Source organism: Campylobacter iguaniorum, assembly GCF_000736415.1.
GTDB classification, from domain to species: Bacteria; Campylobacterota; Campylobacteria; order Campylobacterales; family Campylobacteraceae; genus Campylobacter; species Campylobacter iguaniorum.
The window spans coordinates 585,385-600,860 of the sequence record NZ_CP009043.1; the positions used below are offsets into that span (position 1 = coordinate 585,385).

Below are 15,476 nucleotides of genomic sequence, written 5' to 3' on the forward strand. Positions count from 1 at the left end.
TGGATAGGCAAACTTGATTATCGATAGGTTTGGCTCTATTAGCGATAGCAAAGAGTTTATATATGTATATCAAAATGCTAAAAAATGGCATTGTGATTGTGCGGTTATATATTTTTTAGAGTCTGATACTACTAAATTTGCAGCAGTTTCTAGTAAAAAAGTCGGAAAAGCAGTCATTAGGAATCGTACAAAAAGACTACTTAGATCTGCTTTTCATAGCTTTACTAGCGAGCTTAAGGACGGCATTTATATTATGATAGCAAAAGTTGGGCTCGAAAAATTACCGTATGCAAAAATTCAAAAAAGTCTTAGGTGGTCTCTTGGTAAAATGGACTCCTTTAAATGAAAAAGATTTTTTTGTTCCCCATTATTTTTTATAGAAAGTACATTTCTATTGCTCTGCCTACATCTTGTCGCTATTATCCAACCTGTTCTGAGTATGCCTTATGGCAATTAAAATATAATAAAATTTTTTATGCTTTAATTGCTATTACTTTAAGAATTTTAAGGTGTAATCAACTCTTCAGAGGTGGCATAGATTATCCTATTGTAAAACGAAAATTTACGCCTTATGCTATCTTTTTAAAAAATGAGCGTGGCAGACTGAGCTTTTGGTTTGTTCCTTACAGAGAAGATAGATTTTATGTTATAAAAGTATTTGATTCATTAAAGGAAAACTAGTGTTAGATAAACTTTCAACCCAAAAAAGACTCCTTATAGCTACGGTTATTTCTATATTCTTTTTTATTGCTTATGACTATTTTTTTGTACCAAAACAACAAATCGTAGATGTAAACCAAACAGTAGCAACAACTTCAAACGCTCCACAAGCAGATACAAAACTTAATCAAACTATAGAACAAGCTCCAGTTCCTACTAGCAAAAGTATAGTTAATATCAAAGGAAAAACTTATAACGCTACTATAGATGAGCTTGGTAGAATAAGTGGTTTTGTGCTTGAAGAAGCTAAATTTAAAGATGAAAATGAAAAACAAATTTCATTATTAAATCAAAAAAACTCTCCATTTCCACTTGAGCTTAGATTTTCAAACTCAAAATTAAATGATGAGGCTTTTAAAGTATCTTATGTAAGTAGTGCAGATAATATTGATGCTTCAAATTCACCAGCTACAGTTGTTTTAACTCAAAATCTAAACGGACTAACCGTTACAAAAACTATTACATTTTATCCAATCGGAGATTATGATATAGATGTCAAACTAAGCCAAAATGAAGATTATTTCATAACTCCAGGATTTCGCCCTGATGTCGTAGTCGATGGATATACAGTTCATGGCTCACTTCTTAGAAAATCAGACGGTAGCCTTGAAATACTTGAAGATGGCGATGTAAAAGGCGATGAAAGAGTAGGTGGCGTGGATATCGCTGCAAGTAGCGATAGATACTATACAACTCTATTTTTTGAGCCAAACAAAACTTTAGACGTGTATATGCAAAAAGATCTTAAAGATAACTCTATAATCTTTATAAAAGGCACTCAAAATTTCTTTGCCAAAGGCTATATCGGACCAAAAGATCATAAAATATTAGCATCAATAAATCCAAATTTAACTGATGTTGTAGAGTATGGCTGGTTTACATTTATAGCTAAGCCTATGTTTTTGTTTCTTAGCTGGCTTCATGGATATATAGGCAATTGGGGTTGGGCTATTGTTGCTATGACGCTTATCATAAGAATTGTATTATTCCCACTTACTTATAAGGGGATGGTATCTATGAATAAGCTTAAAGATCTTGCTCCTAAAATGAAAGAGATCCAAACAAAATACAAAGGCGATCCGTCTAAACTAAACGCCCACGTTATGGAGCTTTATAAGAAAAATGGTGCAAATCCGATGGGTGGATGTCTGCCTATACTTATCCAAATTCCAATTTTCTTTGCTATTTATAGAGTTTTGCTAAACGCTATTGAGCTAAAGGGTGCTGAATGGATACTTTGGGTAAAAGATCTAGCCGTAATGGATCCATATTTTGTATTGCCAGTTTTGATGGGTATAACAATGTACGTCCAACAAAAAATCACTCCTACAAATTTCACAGATCCTATGCAAGAAAAGATTATGAAATTTTTACCGCTGATATTTACATTCTTCTTTGTTACATTCCCAGCTGGTTTGACACTATATTGGTTTATAAACAACCTATGTTCAGTTGCTCAACAAGCAGTTGTAAACAAAATATTTAAAAAACACAAAGAACAAGCGGCTTTGGAGAAACGCCATGAAAGCTAAAATACAAGCTCCAAATTTACAACAAGCCTATATAAAAGGCGCCGAAGAGCTGAAATGCTCTGTTACAGATATGGATGTGAAGATTCTTCAACATCCAAGATCTGGAATATTCGGATTTTTTCAAAGAGATGCTATCATAGAAGTTAGCACGACTATGAGAAAACCACAAAAAGAGTATAAAAACGATACTCAAAAATCAGAGCATTTCGATAAGAAAAAAGATAAAAAGAAAAAGCCACCAAAACAGCATTTTAACAAAACAGAAGAGAGTACTCAACCTCAAAATAATCATCAACAACTTCCAAAAGAAAGCACTCATCAACCAAAAGAAAATATCCCTGCTAAACCAAAAAAATTAGAGATAGACAACTCTATATTTGATGCTTTTCACAAAGGTGCTGATGAAGAAGAAGCGCAAAAACCAGAGCAGGCTAAAAAAGAGATAAAACCAGAAATTATAGAAGAGATCAAAACCGGCTTAGATAGAGTCTTTAAGGCTAGTTCTTTTAATATAAATGTTATTGATGTCGCTGCGTTTGATAGTGAAACTGTATTTGTGAAGCTTGATGGGGAAGACGCTGCGCTTCTTATAGGAAAAGAGGGTTATAGATACAAGGCAGTTTCGTATCTTTTATTTAACTGGATAAACTCAAAATACGATCTTGGTATCAGACTTGAAATAGCTGAATTCCTTAAAAACCAAGAAGCTGGCATCGCATCATATTTGGCTGGAGTTATAGATAGAGTAGAAAACAGTGGCAGAGCCCAAACCAAGCCACTTGATGGCGTTCTTGTCAAAATCGCGCTTGAGCAGCTTAGGGAGCGTTTTCCAAATAAATATGTTGGGATTAAAAACGGCGATGATGGTCGCTATGTAGTAGTGAATGATTTTTACAAAAAATGAATATCGTAGCACTTGCTACTGCGCATGGCGTAGGTAGTATTTCTATAGTTAGATTAAGCGGAAATGATGCTTATACGCTAGCTAAAAAACTTTGCAAAAAAGAGCTAAAACCACGTTATGCTCATCTTTTAAATTTGTATGATAAAGAAAATAACTTCTTAGATGAAGCTATCGTTATTTATTATAAAGCACCATTTAGTTTTACTGGCGAAGACGTAGTCGAGTTTCAGACTCACGGTGGCTTAGTGGTCGCAAATTTGATTATAGATGAGCTTCTAAGCATTGGAGCAAGAGCTGCAAATCCTGGAGAGTTTAGCAAAAGAGCCTTTATAAATGGCAAAATGGATATGCTAAAAGCTGAAAGCATTCAAGCTATTATAAATGCCAAAAGTGAGGGTGCTGCTAGGATTTTAGCTAGAGTGATGAGCGGGGATTTGGCTAAATTTGTAGAAGATTTGAGGCAAGATATCATCAAAATCCTTGCATATACTGAGACTTGCATAGATTACGCTGACGATGATCTGCCAAGCGATATATTAGACAATGCAAAGTTAATGTTAGTCCACGCTTCAAATGCTCTTGAAAAAATAGTGGATATTTCAAACTCAAAAAGAGGCTTGATAGATGGATACAAAGTAGCTATCATAGGTAAGCCAAATGTCGGCAAAAGTTCTATTTTAAACTCTTTATTGCATTATGAAAGAGCCATTATAAGTGACACGGCAGGCACTACAAGAGATACTATAGAAGAGCAGATAAAAGTGGGCTCTCATTTGGTTCGTATCATTGACACAGCTGGCATTAGAGCAGCCGATGAAGAGATAGAAAAAATCGGTATAGAATACTCAAAAAGAGCGGCAAACGAAGCTGACATTGTGGTTTGCGTGTTTGACGGATCGCAAAAAAGCTCAAAAGAAGATGAGGATATACTAGCTCTTGCCTCTAATCTTGATAAAAAAATCATTTTTGTTTTAAATAAGTCTGATTTGGAGTTTAAATTCGATCTAGGTATTAAAGGCATATCAATATCAGCTAAAGATGATGCAACTCTTCTTAAAAAAGAGCTTGAAGATTATCTTGATTCACAAGATATAAGTGATATAATGCTTAGTTCAAATAGGCAAATTCTAGCTTGCCAAAATGCAAATAGTGCGATAAAACGCTCGCTTGATTTGCTTGATGCTAGTCAGCTTGAACTTTTTGCTTATGAACTAAATTTGGTTATAAAAGAGATCGGAAGTATCACAAAACCAGTTGAGAACTCTGATTTATTGGACGCTATGTTTAGCAATTTTTGTTTAGGAAAATAACTTTTTAGGGGTGGAATATGGATGAAAAAACTATAAAAGCACATAAGATTAGCGAAGATGAGTATGCTAAGATATTAGAGATTTTAGGTCGCGAGCCAAATTTACTTGAGCTTGGTATATTTTCTGCTATGTGGAGTGAACACTGCTCATATAAATCAAGCAAAAAATACCTAAATGGCTTCCCGACAAAGGCTCCTTGGGTCATACAAGGACCTGGTGAAAATGCTGGAGTTATAGATTGTGGGGACGGCGTGGCTGCTGTGTTTAAAATGGAAAGTCACAATCACCCAAGTTTCATTGAGCCATTTCAAGGCGCTGCGACTGGTGTGGGCGGAATCTTTAGGGATATTTTTACAATGGGTGCAAGAGTTGAGGCGAGTTTAAATTCGCTAAGATTTGGACAAGTCGTAGGCAACTCAGCCATAAACAAACACCAAAGATACCTTGTAAAAGGCGTAGTAAGTGGAATTAGCCATTATGGAAACTGCATGGGCGTGCCGACAGTTGGCGGTGAGACTACATTTGATGAGAGTTTTAATGGCAATATACTTGTAAATGCCTTTGGTCTTGGGCTTTGTAAAAGCGATGAGATATTTTATGGTAAGGCTGAGGGTATAGGAAATCCTGTGATGTATGTCGGCTCAAAGACTGGTAGGGACGGTCTTGGAGGTGCTGTTATGGCAAGTGATAGCTTCAATGAAGAAAACAAAAGCCTGCGTCCGACCGTGCAAGTAGGAGATCCTTTTGCTGAAAAACTTCTTATGGAAGCTTGCTTAGAACTATTTAAAAAAGATTATATCGTTGGTATTCAAGACATGGGAGCTGCTGGACTTACTTCAAGTAGCTTTGAAATGGCAGGGCGAAGCGGAAGTGGTATGAAGATGTACCTTGACCGCGTACCTATGAGAGAAGAGGGCATGACTCCTTATGATCTTATGCTTAGTGAATCTCAAGAAAGAATGCTGATTTGTGCTAAAAAAGGCTGCGAAGAGAAGATAAAAGAGATATTTGCCAAGTGGGATATGTCAGCTCAAGTCATTGGCGAGGTTACTGATAGTGGCGTGATGGAGCTATTTTGGCATAATGAATTAGTCGGAAGTATTCCAATCGATCCACTTAGCGAAGCAGCACCTATCCTTGATAGACCAGTTAGCAGACCAAAATATCTTGATGAGATAAAAAATATAAAGCTAGAAAATTATCCAAAAGTTGCTAATGAAGAGGCGTTTATAAAGCTTTTAAAAGATCCAAACGTCTTAAACAAATCATTTATTTATGACCAATATGACGCAAATGTAGGCACAAACACTATCAAAAAACCAGGATTTTTGGGTGCAACTGCTATAAGAATCAAAGAAAATGGCAAGGCTGTGAGCATGGGTATGGAGTGCAATACAAGATTTAACTTCATAGACCCAAAAAATGGTGCAGCAGCAGCAGTGGCAGCAAGTGGCAGAAAAGTAGCTATGAGCGGTGCTACTCCTTTAGCGATCACTGATTGTCTAAACTATGGCAATCCGCAAAATCCAGAGGTTATGTGGCAATTCGCACAAGGTTGTGCAGGTATCAAAGAGGCTTGTGCGGCGCTAAATACTCCAGTAGTAAGCGGAAATGTGAGCTTGTATAATGAAACTGATGGCATAAGTGTTCAGCCAACTCCAGCTATCGTAACTGTAGGTGTAAACGATGACGCGAACAAAAACTTAACTAGTATTTTTAAAAATAGTGGCACTAGCGTTTATTTGCTTGGCGAGACTAGTGGCGAGTTTTGTGGAAGCTTGTATATGAAAGTCTTGTATGACGCAATTGGCGGAGAGATGAAAGGGCTTGATTATAAGGCTGAAAGAGCGCTTTGGGATTTGGTTATCGAAGCAAATAAAATAGGCATCTTGGAGTTTGCAAACTCTGTTGGTATCGGCGGAGTGGCGATAACTTTAGCCAAAATGAGTGCCGTGTCAAATTTAGGTTTTGTGGGTAAAAGTGAGCTTGGAAACAAAATCTTTGATGAGAGTAACTCAAGATCGGTTGTCGGCGTAAAAGATGAGACTAAATTTAGCGAACTAGCTAACAAATATGGCGTCAAATTTAGCAAAATCGGCGTAACTGGTGGCGATAAATTTGAGCTTGATGATGTCAAAATGCCTTTGGGTGAGCTAAAAAATATATATTTTAACGAGTTTAACGCAGTTATCAAAAGCGAAGAGTAATGAATGTCTTTTTAATCCTTATAGCGGCTATTGTTATTTTTTACGCTCTTAGCAAAGGCTATCTGAAAAATCCAGCCTTGCAAGGAGCGTCTAAATTTGACCTAAATGATGCTAAATACATCATCAAACTCCTAGCAAAAATAGCAAAAAGCGATGGAAATGTAAGCAAAGAAGAGGCTTATTATATATCAATCGTGCTTGATGATATTTGCTTGAAACTTGGAAACAGTGCTATAAGGCAAGAGCTAAAAGATACTTTTAACACTGCAAAGCAGAGCAAAGAGAGTGCATTTGGCATAGCTTTAGAGTATAAAACTCTAAAAAATTTAGATACAAGATCGTCTGTAAATTTGATAATATTTTTACTAAATTTAGCTTACGCGGATGGCGAATTTAGCAGTGCTGAAAGAGATATTTTAAACGAAATTTGCGATGGGCTTGGTGTAGATAAATACACAAAAGAAGGGCTATTTGCAGAATTTGACAAAGAGTTTAAGGTTAAATTCCAAACTCAAATTTCAAAAGATCCATACGAGATTTTAGGTCTATCAAAAGATGCTAGCTTTGAAGAGATTAAAAAACAATATAGAAAATTAGCTAGAGATAATCATCCAGATTTTTTAGCTGGAAGTGGGGCTGATGAGAAGCTTATCAGCGAGGCTACAAAAAAACTTCAAGAGATAAATGAAGCTTATGAAATTTTAAAGAAGGAGAAGGCATGAGAGCACTTATCAGCGTAAGTGACAAAAGCGGTATAGTGGATTTTGCTAAAGGTTTGCAAAATCTTGGATGTGAGATTTTAAGCACAGGTGGAACATATAAAACTCTAAAAGATAATGGCATAAAAGTAATCGAAGTCAGCGAATATACAAACAGCCCAGAGATGTTTGAGGGTCGCGTAAAAACTCTTCATCCAAAGATCCATGGCGGCATACTTCACAAAAGAGATGACGCTAGTCACGCTGCTCAAGCCAAAGAGTTTGGCATAGGCGGGATTGATTTAGTGTGTGTGAATTTATATCCATTTAAAGAGACAACTATTCGCACTGATGATTTTGGCGAGATTATCGAAAATATCGACATCGGTGGACCTACAATGGTAAGAAGTGCAGCTAAAAATTTCAAAGACGTTATCATAGTCACTGATGTGAATGATTATGATATGGTTTTAGAAAAATTAGAAAAAAAAGAAGATAGCTATGAGTTTCGCCGTGATATGATGATAAAGGCTTTCGAGCACACTGCAAGCTATGATTCGATGATAGCAAACTACATGAATGAGAGATTTAACGGTGGTTTTGGTGCTAAGAGATTTATATCTGGAAGCAAGGTATTTGACTGTCGTTATGGCGAAAATCCACATCAAAAGGGCGCTGCTTATGAGTTTGATAGCTTTCTTAGCTTAAATTTCTCTCAAGTAAAAGGCGAGGCAAGCTTTAATAATATGACCGATATTCACTCAGCAGTTGCTATAGCTTCTAGCTTTGGCGATGCGCCAGCAGTTGCTATATGCAAACACGCAAATCCTTGCGGTTTTGCTATCGGTGAAAATGAACTTGATAGCTATATAAAAGCTCTAAAATGCGATCCAATAAGCGCATTTGGTGGAGTTGTAGCGATAAACGGAACTCTTACAAAAGAGCTAGCTCTTAAGACAAAAGAGATATTTATAGAAGTGATAATCGCTGCAAATATTGAAGATGGCGTTTTGGAGCTTTACAGCGATAAAAAACGCACAAAAATCTTTACTCAAAACAATAAATATCTAGTCCAAGCTGGCGACAAATGGGATTTCAAGCACATTGATGGTGGGTTTGTCTTCCAAGAAAAAGACTATGTAAATGACGATGAGGTAAAAAACGCAAATTTAGTAACAACAAAAAAAGCAAACGATAGTGAGCTAAATGATATAAAAATCGCTTGGAAAATAGCAGCGCTTACTAAGTCAAACTGCGTAGTTTACGTAAAAGACGCAACTCTTTTAGCTATTGGTATGGGTATGACAAGCAGAGTAGACGCGGCGCGCGCTGCAGTGGCAAAGGCAAAAGATATGGAGCTTGACTTAAATGGCTGCGCACTTGCTAGCGAGGCGTTTTTTCCATTTAGAGATAGCATAGATGTAGCTAGCAAAGTAGGGGTAAAAAACATCATCCAACCAGGTGGAAGCATACGCGATGATGAGGTTATCGCTGCAGCTAACGAGTATGGAATGAGTATGTACTTTACTGGTGTTCGCCACTTCTTACATTAAAAATTTTCTAACTCTTTGGCTTTTATGGGCTTTGTGAAATTTGCTTTTTAAACTAAATGTTTGGCTTATTTGACATTGCTCATTAGCCTATTTCATTATTATTTTAATTTAACTTCAAAATAGCATAAAATCATCTTTTAATATACAGCATTTATTTTGTAAATTCTTGAGCGATATCAACTTTTAAATTTCAAAATATTGATATAATTTCTCAAAATTCAAGGAGAAAAAATGAGTAAGTATTTTGAAAATTGGGAGAAATTTAGCGTAGATGGCTCTAGCGTGGATTTTTTCAAAAAGATTGATGGCGACACCACTTATATAGGATTTGATAGCTCGTCTCTCACGCCTCCAGAACCTATGCTAAACGCATCTCTTGCCATAAATTTAGTAAAAGATACTAGCACAAAAATCATGATGATAAACCATAAATTTCCAGTTGGTCTAATACCAAAGATAGAGGGCAGCTTTAACTACACAAACGAAGAACTAGACGGGGGCAAAGTAAAGCTAGTTTTTAGCTTAAAAGAAGGCAAAGAAGTAGAAAAAATAGATGGAAGTTGTGGCTCTTTTGCTAGTGGAATGTCGTATTAAAGCCTTGCCATGCCAAAACTTCTAAATACATTTGCACCACCATTTAGCTTGGTTGGTGCTTATTTTTTTGTAGCTATAATCTTAGCCATGATTAGCGTTTTTGTCTATTTTGGTGCTGATTTTGGGGCGTTAATGTCTTTGAAGACGGCGTCATTTTTTCACCTATTTTTGGTTGGTTTTGTGATGAGTATTATCATTGGCTCACTTTATCAGCTAAGCTCAGTTATACTTGATAAGCCTTTTTATAGCTTAAAAGGATCGTACGCAAATTTGGTTTTTTACATCATTGATTTGATAGTATTTGTGGCTGGTTTATACTCGCAAAATATGGTCTTAATAGGCTTTGGCGGTGTAATGCTATTTTTAAATTTGACCTATTTTGGGCTAGTTTATATGTTAACATTTTTAAATGTAAAAGAGCTGAGCTTTGCTGGGATTTGTCTTTTTGTATCATCTGTAATGCTGATAATTGGTCTATGCCTTGGGCTTTTGCTTGTTTTGATTTTGGTGCTAAATTTAGACTTTGATTTTGTTAGGATTTTGGATTTACATCTATATTTTGTATTTGGATTTATATTTTTTGTGGTGCTTGGAGCATCTAGCGTTTTGCTTTCTATGTTTAGCTTAGCTCATAATGTGAGCTTTGGCTTTTATTACTCTAGTTTTGGGCTGTATTTGCTGGCTGGATTATTGCTTTTGTTTCGTAGCCAGGACACTATTATGGCTATCATATTTGCTGCTTTGATGCTTGTAGCTCAGTGCGTGATGATACTTAGAAATAGAGTTAGAAAGGCGTATGATTACTGGAGCATAAATCTTATAATAAGCTTTATATCTTTGGTTTGCTCTGCCATAATGTATAAATTTGGCAGCATAAATTCGGCGATAATTTTGCTATTTTATGGGGCGTTGTATCCGTTTATCACAGCTCACATATACAAGATTATGCCATTTTTGATTTGGTATCATTATGTTGCTAAATTTGTTGGTAAAACAAAAGTTCCTATGCTCGAAGATATGGTTATAAAAAAATTTACTTATATAGCTATTTTATTTGATCTTTGTGGGATAGCTATTGAGCTAATTGTGAGTAAATTTGGAACATTTTTTATAGCGGTTAGCATATTTTTTGTTATCTTAAATATGCTTAATTTTATAAGATATACTAAATTTGGAGTACAAAATGATAGATAAAATTTATAATGAGCTTAGCAAGGTAGTCGATCCAGAAATCGGATTTGATATAGTTTCGCTTGGTCTGATTTATGATGTAAAAATGCAAGGAGATAAAGCTATAGTCACGATGACGTTCTCTACAAAGAGTTGCCCTTTGCATGAGCTTATCTTAGAATGGGTGCAAAATGCTGTGCAAAATGTCGCAAAAGAGTGTGAGATAAATTTGGTCTGGGAGCCAGCTTGGGATATAAGTATGGCAAAAGAGGAGGTCAGAAATCAGCTAAGATGAGGCAGTATAATAATTATTTAAGTTTTAATTTATAACCCATTAAGTTTTTATTTTGTATGATTACATATTAAAAATTGCTTAAAAAGGTGCCATATGAAAATAGATACTATTGGTAAGAAGATAGCATTTAGCATGATTGCTGTTTTGTTTGTCAGCTTTGTAATCATGCAATTTGTAATCGTAGCTCAGTTTAACAATTCAACTATTCAAATAACTAAACAAAACCTAGATATGCTTAGCAAATCTATTTTTCAAACGGTTCAAGCATCTATGAATACAGGCGATCCAGCAATCATAGAAAAGTCGATCAAAGACGCTGGTAGCATAGATGGCGTATCATCTATAAAAGTTTATAGGTCTGATGAGTTGTCTGAAAGTTTTGGATTATCAAAAGTCAAACCCAAAGATAGCGTGATAGAAAACCAATTTTCTAATCCAAAAGTTCTTAGCTTTGATATCAAAGAAGAAAACAATCATATGCTAAGACTTGTAACGCCTATCATAGTAAAAGATGAGTGTCTTGCTTGTCATGGCACTTCAAAGGTCGGCGATGTGCTTGGTGTCATGGATTTGGAATATTCATTTAATGAGATAGACGCAGATATGCAAAACAAACAGCTTATGTTTTTATCTATATTTATAGCATCTTTGATTATCACGACTTTGATCGTTCTTTTTGTGCTTAAAAAAGTCGTTATAAAACCAGTTTTAGAGCTTCTTGGAAAGGCAAAAGATCTATCAAGTGGCGATGGCGATCTAAGTGCTAGAATCACGGTAAGCAACGATGATGAGATAGGTCAAAGTTGTAAAAACATTAATGCCTTTATAGAAAGAATCCAAAGCATAGTAAAAATAGCCCAAAACAGCGCAAAAAGTGTAGAAAACGAGACTTTAAATTTAAACAAAAGTGCGGCTGAGCTATCAAATAGCGCTGATGAGGGAAAAGAACAAGCCAAAAGCTCATACGAGATAAGCCAGCTTGTAAGTGATGAGCTTCAAGAATCAAGACAAATGGCATATAAAGCTTCTGAGGTAAATAAAAAATCTTTTGATGAGCTTGGAGATATGATAAACTCATTAAAACAAGTCGTCGATAATCTCAATCTATCAAATGTCAAAGAGCAAGAAGTCGCCCAAAGAACAAATTTGGTCGTCAAACAAACTGAAGATATGAGAAAAGTCCTTGACGTCATCGGCGAAGTGGCAGATCAGACAAACTTGCTTGCGCTAAACGCAGCTATAGAAGCAGCAAGGGCTGGAGATATGGGTCGTGGATTTGCGGTGGTCGCTGAAGAGGTCAGGGTGCTAGCTGAAAGGACAAATGAATCGCTAAAAGATATAGACGCAAGCGCTCAAAGTATGATAAATGGCGTAAGAGAGCTTGGAGTATTGCTAAATGGAAACGCTAAAAATATATCTTCACTTAGCGAAGAGGCAAATATGCTTATGACTCAAGCTAAATCAACCCAAGATATAACAACTGAATCTATGAATATAGCCACTGAAGTCGCAGCAAAAAGTATAAATATAAATGTCAAAATAGAGCAGTTGCTAGAACGCTCTAAAATATCTGCAAATCTACTAGATAGAAATGCGAAAATAGCAAGTGAGTTCATAGAAGTATCTCAAAGTCTAAAAGATGTGGCGCTAGACCTAGAAGAGAATCTAAATAAATTTAAAACTTGATAGCAAGGCTAAAAGGCTACTTATTTTAGTAGCCTTTATTTAGATAGGTCGATAGCGTAAAAGCACTAGCAAATGCAAAATGTATATTAAATCCCCCAAGCATTCCGCTCACGTCCAAAACTTCACCGATAAAAAATAGCCCATCTATATTTTTGCTCTGGAAATTTGAAGTAAGTTCATCAGTTTTTACTCCACCTTTTGTGATCTCAGCTCTTTCAAAACCAAAATTTCCAGCAGGTGCGAAACTGTAAGCTTCAAGCTTTTTGATCGTTTGCATTTCAAGATTATTGTATTTATTTACAGGCTTATCGGCTAATTCTTGCGAGAGTAAGAACTCTTTTGTGAAGCGTTTTGGGGTCGGCAAAATAGTGCTGAGTTGCTTTTGCGAGTTTTTAAATTTATCTATTTTAAAATCAGGCAAAAAATCCAAAACAATCTGACCTTTCTCCCAAAATAAAGAACAGTTTAAGATAAGTGGCCCACTTATGCCTTTATGAGTAAAAAGAAGATCTCCGCTAAGCTCCTTGCTAGCGATATTTGCCTTTGCAAAAAAAGAAACCCCACTTAAATTTTTAAACCAAAACTCATCTTTTTGAACGCTAAATCCCACAAGAGCTGGGAGTGGTTTTTGGACACTATGCCCGAAGCTTTGAGCGATTTTGTATCCCACGTCACTAGCGCCAAGTGCCTTATAGCTCATTCCGCCGCTTGCGATAACTACATTTTTGGCTTTGAAATTCAAATTATTTGTTTGGATTTTGAATAAATCACCATTTTTAGTTATATTTGTGACATCGCAACTAGTAAATTTATCGCAGTGATTAAGACGCTTTAAAAGTGCATTTAAAACGTCTTTTGAAGAGCTTTTACAAAAAAACTGATTATTTTTTTCTTCGCTAAATTTAAGCTCACTAAAAAAGTTCAAAACATCTTTATGGCTCAAATTTTCGGTTGCATTTTTTATAAATTCATAGTCGCCTAAATATTTATTGGCGTTTATAAATTTATTTGTGATGTTACAACGCCCGCCACCGCTTGCGAGAATTTTTTTGCCAAAGTTTGCGTTTTTTTCTAAAATAGCGACGCTTTTTGAGCGTAAATTTGCAGCCAAAAACAGCCCAGCAGCGCCACCTCCAACTATTAAAATATCATAAATTTTATCTTGAGTATTAATCAAATTTAACCCTCAAAAAAATCATATCAGCCCAGCTTCTTTTTTTAGTTTAGTAGCGTAAAGCTCTCTTAGTTTTGGAGCGTATTTGCCTACTTTGCCGTCGTTTATCAGCTTGCCGTCTGCTTTGATAACTGGCAAAAGTATCAGCGTCGCAGCACTGATAAAGACTTCATCTGCCCCATACACTTCATCCATACTAAACTTTCTTTGCTCTACTTTTAGTCCCACTTGCTCAGCAAGTCCAAGTAAAACTTTACGACGAATTCCAGGCAAAATTTCGTTTGAGAGTGGCTTTGTGATGAGCGTGTCATTCTTGATGATAAAGGCACTGCTACTACTAGCCTCAGTCACGTAGCCGTCTTCTACCATGAATGCTTCATAAACTCCAGCTTTAGCCGCTTCATTTTTAGCGTAGCATTGAGCTAGAAGTGATATGGATTTTATATCTCTTCTTTTCCACCTGATGTCTGGAGTGCTGATGATACTGATGCCAGTGTCGGCAAACTCATGGTCAAAAATCTCTTGAGAGTATATAAAAGCCATGATTGTAGGCTTAGTACCTTTGACAAATTTAAACTCACGCTCGCTAGCACCCCTTGTGACTTGCATATATATTCCGCCCTCTTTGATGCCGTTTTTTTCTATCAAAGCGTAAAGCACCTTTTCAAACTCATCTTTTGCCACTGGTAAGCTAAGATCTATTTGAGAGAGGCTTCTTTCAAATCTTTCCCAGAAATCAACCCTATCAACTAGCTTTGAGTTTATCACAGGAACTACTTCATAAATCCCATCGCCAAATATAAATCCGCGATCAAAAATGCTGATTTTAGCGTCGTTTTTATCCATAAATTCGCCATTTAGATACACTATTTTTGAGGCACTTGGAACTGCCATTTTCTGCTCCTAATAAAAAATTTACTCTTATTTTATCTACATTTGACTTATTTTTGATATAATATATCACTAAAAATACGTAAAAAAGTAAAAATATGCTAGAAAAATTTAAAAGACTGATTTTTGACAAATTGTTCGTAGTTTCAAAACAACCAGTTTTGTTCAAAGACCTTTTAGAGGTAAATTGCTTGTTTAATGAAGGTATGCTAGTAGATCCATCGAAGCTAAATTTCAGATTTAGAAACGGTAGATTATACGTGATATATGGTATAGCTTGTCTGTTTAGCTTGTCTATTCTGATAGTCATTTTGCATAAATTCTTTGAAAAAGTGGATTTCCACTACTCTATCATCGCGACTATGGTTATGACTGCACTGATTTTTGTGGGTTTTGACTTTTTTAAGATTTGGGCTAGAAAAAGCATAAGCAAAGAGCTTATTGAGAAAGCTTGGAAGGTGCATTTTCCATATTTTCCTTATGAAAAATACTCATCAAAGATAGAAATCATCTACAATGAAGCTATTAAAAAAGAGATACCTAAAAAAGATTTAGAAAAATACGTCCTTGACCAGCTAGTCCTTAGCGTATCATCTGAAAAGTAAATTTACATACTCAACTCCATTAACATTACAAGATGGTTATAATTTATTGTAATTTTAAGTAAACTTATAACTATCTTGTAAAATATAAACATTTTTTATCAAATTTTCCGATTTATTATATACATTTTATTTACTAA

The 15,476-nt window shown here is 35.6% G+C and carries 15 protein-coding genes and 1 pseudogene; 14 read left to right on the forward strand and 2 right to left on the reverse strand.

Translation table 11 applies throughout. The annotated features are described in order from the left end of the window. Positions 1-13: 13 nt before the first annotated feature. The 13 genes and pseudogenes from rnpA to CIG1485E_RS09690 all read left to right on the forward strand — a co-directional run bounded on the left by rnpA (position 14) and on the right by CIG1485E_RS09690 (position 12,669). Positions 14-346 carry a ribonuclease P protein component gene (rnpA, locus tag CIG1485E_RS03015; protein ID WP_081867128.1) on the forward strand — a complete coding sequence of 111 codons (333 nt, stop codon included), beginning with the start codon at positions 14-16 and terminating at the stop codon, positions 344-346. Then, entirely contained in the window at positions 343-681 is a 339-nt protein-coding gene (gene yidD / locus CIG1485E_RS03020) for a membrane protein insertion efficiency factor YidD (RefSeq protein WP_038453579.1), read from the forward strand. Before rnpA ends, yidD begins: the two co-directional genes overlap by 4 nt. Continuing rightward, a complete protein-coding gene (yidC, locus tag CIG1485E_RS03025) occupies positions 681-2,252 on the forward strand; it encodes a membrane protein insertase YidC (RefSeq protein WP_038453582.1) in 1,572 nt (523 codons plus the stop codon). Before yidD ends, yidC begins: the two co-directional genes overlap by 1 nt. After that, the gene (locus CIG1485E_RS03030; RefSeq protein ID WP_038453585.1) at positions 2,242-3,156 is read left to right on the forward strand and encodes a Jag N-terminal domain-containing protein; all 915 of its coding nucleotides are present in this window, start codon (positions 2,242-2,244) and stop codon (positions 3,154-3,156) included. Before yidC ends, CIG1485E_RS03030 begins: the two co-directional genes overlap by 11 nt. Beyond that, positions 3,153-4,466: a tRNA uridine-5-carboxymethylaminomethyl(34) synthesis GTPase MnmE gene (gene mnmE / locus CIG1485E_RS03035; protein ID WP_038453588.1), complete on the forward strand. Its 1,314-nt coding sequence runs from the start codon at positions 3,153-3,155 to the stop codon at positions 4,464-4,466. The genes CIG1485E_RS03030 and mnmE overlap by 4 nt, the downstream gene beginning before the upstream one ends. A 17-nt stretch (positions 4,467-4,483) precedes the next feature. Beyond that, complete coding sequence (gene purL / locus CIG1485E_RS03040) at positions 4,484-6,673, forward strand: phosphoribosylformylglycinamidine synthase subunit PurL (RefSeq protein ID WP_038453590.1); 2,190 nt, start codon at positions 4,484-4,486, stop codon at positions 6,671-6,673. Continuing rightward, on the forward strand, positions 6,673-7,395 hold the full coding sequence (locus tag CIG1485E_RS03045; protein WP_038453593.1) for a DnaJ domain-containing protein: 723 nt from the start codon (positions 6,673-6,675) through the stop codon (positions 7,393-7,395). The genes purL and CIG1485E_RS03045 overlap by 1 nt, the downstream gene beginning before the upstream one ends. After that, positions 7,392-8,924, forward strand: coding sequence for a bifunctional phosphoribosylaminoimidazolecarboxamide formyltransferase/IMP cyclohydrolase (gene purH / locus CIG1485E_RS03050; protein ID WP_038453596.1), 1,533 nt, complete (start codon positions 7,392-7,394; stop codon positions 8,922-8,924). The genes CIG1485E_RS03045 and purH overlap by 4 nt, the downstream gene beginning before the upstream one ends. Positions 8,925-9,155: 231 nt before the next feature. Beyond that, the gene (locus CIG1485E_RS03055) at positions 9,156-9,518 is read left to right on the forward strand and encodes a hypothetical protein (protein WP_038453598.1); all 363 of its coding nucleotides are present in this window, start codon (positions 9,156-9,158) and stop codon (positions 9,516-9,518) included. Positions 9,519-9,527: 9 nt separating this feature from the next. Beyond that, positions 9,528-10,712 (forward strand): hypothetical protein, encoded by a 1,185-nt coding sequence (locus CIG1485E_RS03060; protein WP_038453600.1) that lies wholly within the window; start codon positions 9,528-9,530, stop codon positions 10,710-10,712. After that, on the forward strand, positions 10,702-10,983 hold the full coding sequence (locus CIG1485E_RS03065) for a metal-sulfur cluster assembly factor (RefSeq protein WP_038453602.1): 282 nt from the start codon (positions 10,702-10,704) through the stop codon (positions 10,981-10,983). The genes CIG1485E_RS03060 and CIG1485E_RS03065 overlap by 11 nt, the downstream gene beginning before the upstream one ends. Positions 10,984-11,604: 621 nt before the next feature. After that, positions 11,605-11,811, forward strand: a pseudogene (locus tag CIG1485E_RS09685) (HAMP domain-containing protein); the annotation flags it as partial. Positions 11,812-11,835: 24 nt separating this feature from the next. Next, positions 11,836-12,669, forward strand: coding sequence for a methyl-accepting chemotaxis protein (locus CIG1485E_RS09690; RefSeq protein ID WP_407637582.1), 834 nt, complete (start codon positions 11,836-11,838; stop codon positions 12,667-12,669). A gap of 25 nt (positions 12,670-12,694) precedes the next feature. Here CIG1485E_RS09690 and CIG1485E_RS03075 read toward each other — a convergent pair whose 3' ends face one another. Both CIG1485E_RS03075 and CIG1485E_RS03080 read right to left on the reverse strand, forming a co-directional pair. Continuing rightward, on the reverse strand, positions 12,695-13,846 hold the full coding sequence (locus tag CIG1485E_RS03075; protein WP_235183857.1) for a BaiN/RdsA family NAD(P)/FAD-dependent oxidoreductase: 1,152 nt from the start codon (positions 13,844-13,846) through the stop codon (positions 12,695-12,697). Positions 13,847-13,864: 18 nt separating this feature from the next. Then, on the reverse strand, positions 13,865-14,737 hold the full coding sequence (locus CIG1485E_RS03080; protein ID WP_038453607.1) for a D-amino-acid transaminase: 873 nt from the start codon (positions 14,735-14,737) through the stop codon (positions 13,865-13,867). Between the two features lie 95 nt (positions 14,738-14,832). On the opposite strand from CIG1485E_RS03080, the gene CIG1485E_RS03085 reads away from it, so the two are divergent. Beyond that, positions 14,833-15,339 (forward strand): hypothetical protein, encoded by a 507-nt coding sequence (locus CIG1485E_RS03085; protein WP_038453609.1) that lies wholly within the window; start codon positions 14,833-14,835, stop codon positions 15,337-15,339. Positions 15,340-15,476: the final 137 nt, after the last annotated feature.

Excerpts from the sequence above, each read along its gene's own strand:
- yidD (WP_038453579.1), top strand. The coding sequence starts at position 343 with ATGAAAAAGATTTTTTTGTTCCCCATTATTTTTTATAGAAAGTACATT.
- CIG1485E_RS03045 (WP_038453593.1), top strand. The coding sequence starts at position 6,673 with ATGAATGTCTTTTTAATCCTTATAGCGGCTATTGTTATTTTTTACGCT.
- CIG1485E_RS03060 (WP_038453600.1), top strand. The coding sequence starts at position 9,528 with ATGCCAAAACTTCTAAATACATTTGCACCACCATTTAGCTTGGTTGGT.
- mnmE (WP_038453588.1), top strand. The coding sequence starts at position 3,153 with ATGAATATCGTAGCACTTGCTACTGCGCATGGCGTAGGTAGTATTTCT.
- CIG1485E_RS03080 (WP_038453607.1), bottom strand. The coding sequence starts at position 14,737 with ATGGCAGTTCCAAGTGCCTCAAAAATAGTGTATCTAAATGGCGAATTT.
- CIG1485E_RS03055 (WP_038453598.1), top strand. The coding sequence starts at position 9,156 with ATGAGTAAGTATTTTGAAAATTGGGAGAAATTTAGCGTAGATGGCTCT.
- CIG1485E_RS03065 (WP_038453602.1), top strand. The coding sequence starts at position 10,702 with ATGATAGATAAAATTTATAATGAGCTTAGCAAGGTAGTCGATCCAGAA.
- purH (WP_038453596.1), top strand. The coding sequence starts at position 7,392 with ATGAGAGCACTTATCAGCGTAAGTGACAAAAGCGGTATAGTGGATTTT.
- CIG1485E_RS03030 (WP_038453585.1), top strand. The coding sequence starts at position 2,242 with ATGAAAGCTAAAATACAAGCTCCAAATTTACAACAAGCCTATATAAAA.
- purL (WP_038453590.1), top strand. The coding sequence starts at position 4,484 with ATGGATGAAAAAACTATAAAAGCACATAAGATTAGCGAAGATGAGTAT.
- CIG1485E_RS03085 (WP_038453609.1), top strand. The coding sequence starts at position 14,833 with ATGCTAGAAAAATTTAAAAGACTGATTTTTGACAAATTGTTCGTAGTT.